The following is a 10,221-nucleotide window of genomic DNA, read 5'->3' on the forward strand; positions in this document are numbered from 1 at the left end:
TTGCAATTGATCCCAAAGCGTATCTGTTAATGCTTTTCTTGCCATAACTTGTATTTCTCGCATCGACTCAATAGATGCGGTATTGTAACTATTATTTAGGGCTTATCCAATTGAAGACACGCCCTAGAAAGATTTTTATTTACGATTACTTGGGCGATTTCAAACCTACTACTAATACTAAAAAGTACTAAATACATGTCGCAGACGGTTAAAAATGAAATAATTGATAGCTTTAGTGAAGTAAACAGTGCGGAAAGGCTGCTAAATAATTTTTTCTAATTTTAACAATATGATAAATCAAAGCTCACAAGAAGCGGTGAGGTCAGGATATATTTATTTAGTAAAAACTATTAAATATCTGGTATAGCGCAGGCACAGAGATATAGCACAATCTAATTTTGATTATATCGTTGTTGTATACATTGAGTAATATTGGATATACAGGACGAACAAAGGTCTTCTAAGTTATCAACTCATCAGAGAACTTCTTAGCTTGTGCAGCTTACTCTGAGATGAAAGTCAGCGATTCGAAAGATTGGAATTTGCTAGGAAGTCAAGCAAGTCAATCTACCATGTATGCGGATATGGTAGATTTTATCTAAGACCGCCTTGAATTTATTGTGTCTTTTCTACAATTCGTATAAGCATTTGTTATCAGTTTATACGGTAACAGTACTGCCTACTTCTAACGATTGTCTTAGCGATTTTTTTCATCATTGATATCTTCTACATCAGCACGACCAATCACATCTAAATCCTCTAGACACAGTTTGTCATACTCTTTTTTGCAAAAATTAGGATCAATATCGCACATCGCTGACTGTAGTTGATCGAGGCGATTCTCTGATTGTTGAATGTGCTCAAGCATTTTAGCAAATGCTTCTGCGACAGGGTCTTGTGAATAAGGGTCGATACCATAAGCACGGAAGGTATTGGTGCGTTTGGCAGTAGGGGTAGTGTCGTTAGTTTGATCGTTGCTCTCACCAGCTTGCGCAACTTTTTCTTGTTGCTTGGCATCTTGTACTTTTGTCGCGATTGGATTGCCTTTTTCATCGTGATGATCTGAGATCATACGCGCGGCACTGCCGACCATCGTAGCGCCTGCTGGTACTGGTTTGACCACCACTGCATTTGAGCCGATTTTAGCGTTTTTACCAACCGTAAATGGCCCTAAAACTTTTGCACCAGCACCGACTGTTACACCGTCTTCTAGCGTTGGGTGACGCTTACCATTATTCCAAGACACACCGCCCAAAGTAACACCATGGTATAGCGTCACATCGTTACCAATCTCAGCCGTCTCACCAATGACGACGCCGACACCATGATCGATAAAAAACCGTCTACCAATCTTGGCAGCAGGGTGAATCTCGATACCCGTCATGATGCGCGAGCCGTAAGAGATAACGCGAGCGGCTAGTTTTTGTTCATTGTTCCAAAGACAGTGTGCACCGCGATGCAAAACAAGCGCATGTATGCCCGGATAAGTTAGGATAACTTCCAGACTATTACGCGCCGCAGGATCTCGGGTGAATACTGCATCAATATCTTCTTTCAAATCGTTCTTAATAGTAATAAGCGATTTGAACAATTTGGATGGCAATGACATAAAGCGTCCTATCTATTCGTCGGTAGAGTGTCGTTGCGAAAACAGCGATGCCTCTAATCTGTGGTCATAAAGTTCGGATAATCAGGAATATATATTTTCGCTAAGCTTCTGCAAGTTATAACAGCTTTATACGGCAAAATATAGTAAAAAGCTGTCAAACAAAGGCAAGCTTATAAACTACGGCTTGTTTTAGTCTTTCGATAGTTTTGCAATCAAAGCGCTTAATAGCTGGTACTCTTTTTGATCAAGCTGTAGGCGTGACCCAAGTCTAGACAAGCGCGATGGCAATGACTTTAGATGTTCGTTATTTGCTAGGCCACGCTGTACCATAAGGTCAGTGGTGCGCTGAGTGAGCTGTTGCAGCTGCTGCTGATTAATAGCAGGCTCATCCCATTGCTGACGCAAATTCACATTGATTGTCGACTGGGCGTCTGTACTTGTATTCGAATCTAAACTATCCACTGTCTGAGTGTGCGTTTGAGCATAAGCAAAGATAAAGCTGGCGATGACTTGCACCGCTGATGCAACATTTAGCACAGGGTAAGCAGGATTGGCATCGATTTGAATGTGATAATCGGCATAAGCTAATTCTTCATTGGTCAATCCACGGTCTTCACGTCCAAATAATATAGCAATATTTGGTTTGTTAGCAGTAGCAGCAGATGAGATAACAGCATTACTATCGTCTGCATTTAAAGCTGCCTGTGCATCGATAAAGTCGAACATAATCTTAGCGGCTTGCGTAGGTGTCACAACAGGGCGCGGCATATGACGGCTACGACTGCTAGCGGCAAATACCAACTGACAGTCTGAGATAGCAGAATCTAAAGTGGGGGCAATCAAAGCTGACGATAATAACTCACTGCCACCCGCTGCATGAGACACACTGGTTTCGTCAATCGGTAATTTGGGATCGACCACCGTTAAACGAGACAAGCCCATGGTATGCATCGCACGAGCAGCCGAACCAATATTGGCAGGCAAAGTTGTATTGACCATGACTACTTGCAAGCAATCAAGGTAGTCGTTCACTGTGCGTGATGATACGGCTAATGAAGCGTCGTTACTCATTATTGTTCCAGTCTCTGATTGATTTCTTGTTCGGCACGGTGTAATGCAATGGCAATCTCTTCGATCAGGACGGCTTGCTCATTGATACGGCGCTCACGGCAGTATTCTTGTAACTGGCTACTAAGACGAACTAATTGAGTCGTACCTAAGTTGGCGCTGGCACCTTTTAGAGCATGAGCAGTTTCGAAGCCATTGGCGTTATCGTCTTTTTGGTGGGCAATTCGCAGCGCTGCAACTCTTTGCTTACTATCAGAAAAATATACTTGTATCAAATCAACAAAGTCTTCTTCGAGCAGGTCACGCATGTCCTCGAACTGTTCATGATTGATGATTTCTTCATCAGTTTGTCCGAGCATATTATTATTTGTAGTGTCATCCATGGTGGTTGTCCAATTTATAAAAGTTAAAGCAATAAGATTACTATAATGAATTTTTAAAACGTAATGTACGTCTTAGCTGTAATGGAAATGTAAGTTCTCTTCACTGACCAAAGTCTTCAATGTCTGCAGATTGTCGTCATTTGGGTAAACGCGCCAGTGTTCAGACAGTCCAACATTTGCGATGCCATAGACTTCATAAATGCTTAGTCCAAGTGGCAGACAATTATCATTGATAGAAGCGTCAGTATTACTCAGGGCGTTATTGGCATAACTGGCTGGCATACCGTTTTGATTGGCCGCGTCATGGTTCATTTCGCTTTCTAATGCCAATAAATCATTACCGTTCTCATCATACAAGCTGCCACCCATTCCAGGATCGTAGACATTACTACCGCTGCCACCTTGCTCGTCTTGCTCTTGGTTATAAGCCAAACGCGGCTCGGGAATAATGTCAGCTTGGGCTGATTTAAGTAGTGGTTGTAGACGTGTGAGCAAATTAATATCACTACCGTGAACTTTGATACTGATTTTTTTGAGCCAACGTAGTCTGGCATCTACCATGCTCATTGCACTATCAAGACGTGCAAATAAACGTCCATCACGCTCACGAATGCTACCTTTGATAATGACGACTTCATCGATTTTTAACTGTTCTTTGACACGATTAAAACGCTCAGCGTAGCAGCTGACCTCGAGTCTCGATGTACCATCATCTAAAGTAATCACGTTGCGATTACCAAAGTTGGCAATATCTATGATAAGCCCCGAGAAATAACAGCTGCCGTTATAGCCAGTATCGGTCAACTTGTCGAGACGCGCACCAGAGGTATAGCGTTTCAACTCATCCAAATACTCATTGATTGGATGTCCCGTTAAGTACAGTCCCAAGGTGTTTTTTTCGGCTTTTAGGCGGTGTTTGTCACCCCAGATGAGTTCTGGCGTCATGACTAACGGCGGCGCTGCGACCACACCGTCCATTTCACCAAACAAATCCATCATACCGATTTCGCGGTTTTGACGGTCTTGCTCAGCGGCTTGTACGGCGCTTGGCAATTGACTCATTAAGGCACCGCGAATCTCGTAAGCTTCATCGGCTGGCAAGTCAGGTCGTAGCGTGGCGGCAAAGTCATCAAAACAGCCAGCGCTAACCAATGCTTCTAGTGTGCGTTTATTGACTTTTTTGATGTCCACACGGCGGCAGAAGTCATATAAGTCTTTAAATGGACCTTCGCGGCGGCGTGCATCTACGATAGACTCTACCGCGCCTTCACCCACGCCTTTAATTGCGCCAAGACCATATATGATATTGGTCGGAGTATCGGCAACGAAATGCCATTCACTGCGATTGACCGAAGGATTGACTACAGTTAACCCAAAGTTTTCACGGCAATCATTGATAAAGAACACGACGTTGTCGGTGTTGTTCATATCTGAAGTTAAGACCGCTGCCATAAATTCGGCAGGGTAGTATTGCTTTAGGTAGGCCGTTTGATAAGCCAATACGCCATAAGCCGCAGAATGCGAGCGGTTAAAACCGTAACCTGCGAACTTTTCCATCAAGTCAAATACACCGCCTGACGTGACTTCATCAATGCCTTGTGAGGTGGCACCAGTGACAAAAATATCGCGCTGCTTGGCCATCTCTTCAGGTTTCTTTTTACCCATCGCACGGCGTAGCATATCAGCACCGCCCAAACTATAGCCTGCCATCACCTGCGAGATTTGCATCACCTGTTCTTGATAGACAATAACGCCATTGGTGTTTTCTAAAATCGGCTCAAGATTGGGATGGTCATAAATGACTTCCTCGCGACCATGCTTACGGTCGATATACATCTCTACCATACCTGCATCGAGTGGGCCGGGACGATACAGCGCACACATGGCGATGACATCTTCGATATTGGTCGGTTGCAGTTTGGCCAAATACTTTTTCATGCCCATACTTTCTAGCTGAAAGACCGCCGTGGTTTTGGCATCTTGCAGCAGCTTATAGGCTTTGCTGTCATCTAACGGCAAATCCTCTAAAACTAAGGCAGGTACGTTTTCTTTTGCACGGCGTAAATTGATATTTTCAACCGCTGCGTTGATAACGGTTAAGTTGCGTAGACCCAAAAAGTCAAACTTCACCAAACCGACAGCTTCTACATCGTCTTTATCAAACTGGCTGACACGGTGACCTTCATCATCACAGTAAATGGCGCTAAAGTCAGTGATCTTGTGCGGAGCAATCAATACACCACCAGCATGTTTACCGACATTTCGGCAGACGCCTTCCAGCTTAATCGCCATCTCCCAAATCTCAATGGCATCTTCATAATCCATATTATCAGGATTAGAGATCAAGTCTTTGAGTTGTGGTTCTTGCTCAAGCGCTTGGCTCAGTGTGATGCCAGGCGTTTTTGGAATCAGCTTGGATATTTTATTGGCCAAAAAATACGATTTGCTTTGTACGCGTGCCACATCACGCACAACCGCTTTTGCGGCCATAGTACCAAAGGTAATAATCTGTGAGACGGCATCACGACCATAGGTTTGCGCGACATAATCAATAACGCGGTCACGACCTTCGATACAAAAGTCGATATCGAAATCGGGCATCGATACACGCTCAGGGTTCAAGAAGCGCTCGAATAGTAGATCGTAATGAATCGGGTCAAGGTCGGTAATGTTTAGTGCATAGGCAACCAACGAACCTGCACCAGAACCACGTCCAGGGCCTACTGGCACACCATTGGCTTTTGCCCAGCGGATAAAGTCCATGACGATTAGGAAATAACCGGGGAAGCCCATGGATAGAATAATATCCAACTCATATGCGAGGCGTTCATCGTATCTCTGACGGAAATCGTTCCAATTGTCCGTACGTGCTTCGACAGGAAACAGCTTGTCTAAGCGCTGCTCAAGACCGCGTTGTGACTCGGCACGGAAAAACGACTCAATCGTTTCGCCTGCAGGCACAGGAAAATCAGGTAGGACGTTAATACCAAGCGTTAAGGTGACATTGCAGCGTGTAGCGAGGCGCAAGGTATTGTCAATGACCTGCGGAATATCAGCAAATAATTGCTCCATCTGAGCTTGTGTTTTTAGATACTGCTCATCTGAGTAAGTCTGTGGGCGATTTGGATCAGCAAGGACATAAGAGCCTGCAATACACACGCGGGCTTCATGAGCATCAAAATCATCTTGCTCTAAGAAACGCACGTCATTATGCGCAATGATAGGAATGTTGTGTTTGGCACCTGAATGGATGGCTGCTCTAATAAAAGCATCTTCGCCTGAGCGATTGGTACGCTTGATCGCAAAGTATAAACGATCGTCAAACTGTGCCTGCCACTCAGTAAGTAGTTCATCGGCTTTTTCTGGCATCGAGCCGACCAATGCTTGACCCACGTCTGACTTTTCTGTGAGCAGTACAATCACACCTGCTGCATGCTCTAAGATATGACTGCGCTTAATAACCGGGGTACCATGATTGATAGGATCAGCGCGACCTTCGGTAAACCCGAGCGATACGATACGGGTAATGTTTTGATACCCTTCGTTATTCATCGCAAGTAAGGTAAGGCGTGTGTCTTCATTATCCATGATGACTTCACTGCCAATAATAGGCTTGATACCCGCACCTAAGCAGGCACGATAAAATTTCACCGTGGCATATAAATTGGACAAATCGGTCAATGCCAACGCTCGCTGATTGTCAGCCGCAGCAGCTTTTACCAGCGGTTTAATACGCACGATAGAATCGGTGATGGAATATTCGCTGTGAATGCCAAGGTGTACAAATGCCATAGAAGACTCTTACTGGTACGATCAAAGAAATAAGCTAGCGATAAAATAATTGATTACTATCAATCAATTACGCTGATATCTAGAGGCCGACAAGACCTCGATAGCCATATTGATACGTTTTAAATGGGGTCGTCAATAATAGCATTATTTGCCGCAGACAGCCACAGGTTCAAAGGGTTTAATCTGCGTAAGTTAAGTCATTAAGGTATAAAAACTCGGTTATAGACAACAGCAAAAAGCCCTCAATACAACGAGGTATAGAGGGCTATGTAATTGATAATTAAAGTCAGTTTGTTTAATAACCAACCACTGCCGCATCGACAATACGTGGATCAGACGATCCATAAACACCGTTTGGTGTGAGCATGATCGATTGTGTAGATCCCATTGCAGATTTTGGACTGACCGTATGACCCATTGATTCGAGCTTTTTCACTGTGTCGATATTCAGTGCTTTTTCTACTCGAATTTCATCAGGTAACCATTGATCGTGGATACGCGGCGCATGCGTTGCTTCAGCGATATTCATATCATGGTCGATGACGTTGGATATAATCTGAGTGACAGTCGTGATGATACGGCTACCACCTGGGCTACCAGTAACGATGTAAGGTTTGCTGTCTTTGAATACGAGTGTCGGACTCATAGAAGACAGTGGACGCTTATTGGCTTCCACAGCATTAGCGTCGCCACCAAGTAAACCGTAGCCATTTGGTACGCCAGGTTTGGCAGAAAAATCATCCATTTCATTATTGAGCAAAATGCCTGTACCGTCCGCAACGAGACCAGTACCATAAGAGAAATTCAACGTATAAGTATTGGCTATCGCATTACCGTCTTTATCAACGATAGAGAAGTGTGTGGTCTGATCACTCTCATAGGGCAGAGGATTGTTCGCTTTGATAGTCGCTGCTGGCGTGGCTTTATTGGGATCAATCAACGTACGCAGTTTGTCTGCATAGGCTTGTGAGGTTAAGCCGCTGGCAGGTACATCGATAAAGTCGGCATCTCCCAGATACTCAGCTCGATCTGCATACGCTAACTGCATTGCTTCTGCCATTAAGTGAATAGTCTGTGCGCTGTTTTGTCCGTAGTCTTTGAGCGGATAGCCTTCTAATATATTCAAAATCTGCACGATGTGAATACCACCAGAGGAGGGCGGCGGCATAGAAACAATCTCATAGCCACGGTAGTCGCCTTTGACAGGTTCGCGAGCAATGGCTTGATAATTGGCCAAATCTTGCAGGCTCATGCTACCGCCTGCTTCGTTGACTGCTTTGACCAGTTTTTGAGCGGTCTCACCCTTATAAAACCCATCGGTACCCTGTACCGCAATCCGCTTTAACGAACGCGCAAGCTCAGGCTGCTTTAAACGTTCACCTGGCTGATAAGCGCTGCCATCAGGCTTAAAAAACACTTTTTTAGTACTTGGCCATTTCTGTAAGCGATCACTCAACGCCGTGAGTGACTCGGACAAGCCAGCGGTGACTTCTATACCGTTTTCAGCCAGTGCTATCGCTGGTGCCATAACTTGCTCGCGGCTCATCGTACCATGCTCTTCTAGCGCTTTTAGTAGTCCTGCTACTGTCCCTGGCACGCCAACGGCCAAGCCATGATAGCGAGATAAGTCGCTGACAGCATTGCCTTCTTTATCAAGGTACATATCGCGTGAGGCGCTACTTGGTGCTTTTTCACGGTAATCAAGCGCCACCGTTTTGCCTTGTTTGGCATCATAAATCATCATAAAACCACCACCACCGATATTACCTGCGCGCGGCAAGGTTACTGCTAGGGCAAAACCCACTGCAACGCCAGCATCTACCGCATTACCACCGTCTTTTAGAATCTGTAGACCAATGTCAGAAGCAAGCGCTTCTTGGGTAGCGACCATGCCGTTTTTTGCCCAAACTGGATGATGAATGGCGTCTTCAGAGTAAATGGCTTGGTCACTATTAGCATTGTTAGCATTGTTCGATGTGGTGTTAAGTGTATTTGTCTTCGCTCGCGTGATGCGCTTGGTTTCAGATAATACCGTTGGACTATCAGCCATGATGGCCAAGTTTATGGCATTGGTATTGATTGATGTATTGTTGACCGTGGCGTTACTTATTGAGGTCGTTGGCTCTACAGCCTGTGCGGATATAGATAGCAGTAGCGTACTGGTAATGAGCACGACGCTAGATTTGAGTAAGGTATTGATTTTTGGTTTACGCTGCTGAGCGGTTCGATGGTGGCGAGATAATAACTGTGACATCGCAAAGTCCTTTTTACGCGAGTGGAAGGAATAGAGCTAAAAAATAGATAAGCATAAATAGTAACGAAAATATGAAATAGTAGAAAGTTGTTTATTATCTTTTGTGGCGTACGCTTTTGTAGCGTTTAGCTATATCAGCTCTATTTCAAATAAACGGGGCTAATTTTCAAGTAAATGAAACTACTGATAAGACAACAGTTATATAGAGAAAATTATTTATGAATGAAGAAATTCTTTAAAAATATTCGCTAATATTACTAAATTGTAACGTCTTGTGATATAAATAACGGTACCACTGTACACTCATTATCGACTGTCTATTCATACAAAGAGATTACTATGTCATCACACCATATTAATAACCGCAATCGACAGCGCTACTCTGAGACTGCGCCTGCTTATTTATCGAACACTGATCATAAAAAATATAATGGTAACAATAATAACGGTCATCTATATCCAGCCGGTAAATTGACTTCTATCGCATTGCTAGTTGGTAGTGCTTCATTTGTACTCGCAGGTTGCCAATCAACTGTAGCCAGCTCATCTTCCAATCTGTCGTCGAATAGCAGCGCTTCTAGTACCATGATGGACTTTAGTGTTGCAGATACCGCGCAGAGCCAACGTCAGGGTCAAGCCTTTACTGTCAGTCAAAACGCTCAGGCCGCGCGTTATGAGCAGCTGTTTGATCAAGAGAAACATCCAAATACCGAAAACCAAGCCAAATCACACTTGCTAGCAGCCATTCGTCAGCACTTGGCGACCGAGCATGTCGCAGTCGCCACAGCCAATTATCGATCAGCACCATTCATTGACCCAGATAGTATCGACGCAGGATCTAGTAGCTTGCTCAGAACGATTATAGAAACCTATGCGTATCAGCCTGAAGGTGCATATAGCGAAAGTGATGATGAGCCATACAATGATGACTATAATGATTATGATGATGCGAAAGGTTCGATAGAGTCCGACTATCCTAGTGACTATGATAACCCCAGTTCGGGATAAGGGCTCAAAAAAAAAATAAAAAAAGAAGTCCGAAGTTGCTAAAGTAAGTTTACCAAGACAAACTTCACAACAAGGACTTCTTACATGGACAACCTAACCGAACTATA

General features: G+C 44.1%; 6 protein-coding genes. 1 reads left to right on the forward strand and 5 read right to left on the reverse strand.

What is annotated here, in order from left to right; genetic code table 11:
• Nucleotides 1-697: 697 nt before the first annotated feature.
• The 5 genes from cysE to ggt all read right to left on the reverse strand — a co-directional run bounded on the left by cysE (nt 698) and on the right by ggt (nt 9,106).
• Nucleotides 698-1,609: a serine O-acetyltransferase gene (gene cysE, locus JMX07_RS13065; RefSeq protein ID WP_201608381.1), complete on the reverse strand. Its 912-nt coding sequence runs from the start codon at nt 1,607-1,609 to the stop codon at nt 698-700.
• A gap of 189 nt (nt 1,610-1,798) precedes the next feature.
• A complete protein-coding gene (locus tag JMX07_RS13070; RefSeq protein WP_201608383.1) occupies nt 1,799-2,680 on the reverse strand; it encodes an RNA methyltransferase in 882 nt (293 codons plus the stop codon).
• A complete protein-coding gene (locus tag JMX07_RS13075) occupies nt 2,680-3,060 on the reverse strand; it encodes an Hpt domain-containing protein (RefSeq protein WP_102092739.1) in 381 nt (126 codons plus the stop codon). Before JMX07_RS13075 ends, JMX07_RS13070 begins: the two co-directional genes overlap by 1 nt.
• 72 nt (nt 3,061-3,132) lie before the next feature.
• On the reverse strand, nt 3,133-6,852 hold the full coding sequence (gene dnaE / locus JMX07_RS13080; protein ID WP_102092738.1) for a DNA polymerase III subunit alpha: 3,720 nt from the start codon (nt 6,850-6,852) through the stop codon (nt 3,133-3,135).
• A gap of 295 nt (nt 6,853-7,147) precedes the next feature.
• Nucleotides 7,148-9,106 (reverse strand): gamma-glutamyltransferase, encoded by a 1,959-nt coding sequence (gene ggt / locus JMX07_RS13085; RefSeq protein WP_201608385.1) that lies wholly within the window; start codon nt 9,104-9,106, stop codon nt 7,148-7,150.
• 339 nt (nt 9,107-9,445) lie between these two features.
• Here ggt and JMX07_RS13090 point away from each other — a divergent pair, with 339 nt between their 5' ends.
• Complete coding sequence (locus JMX07_RS13090; RefSeq protein ID WP_201608386.1) at nt 9,446-10,114, forward strand: hypothetical protein; 669 nt, start codon at nt 9,446-9,448, stop codon at nt 10,112-10,114.
• The last annotated feature ends 107 nt before the right edge of the window (nt 10,115-10,221 follow it).

The sequence above is a fragment of the Psychrobacter immobilis genome, assembly GCF_904846235.1.
Taxonomy (GTDB): Bacteria; Pseudomonadota; Gammaproteobacteria; order Pseudomonadales; family Moraxellaceae; genus Psychrobacter; species Psychrobacter immobilis_C.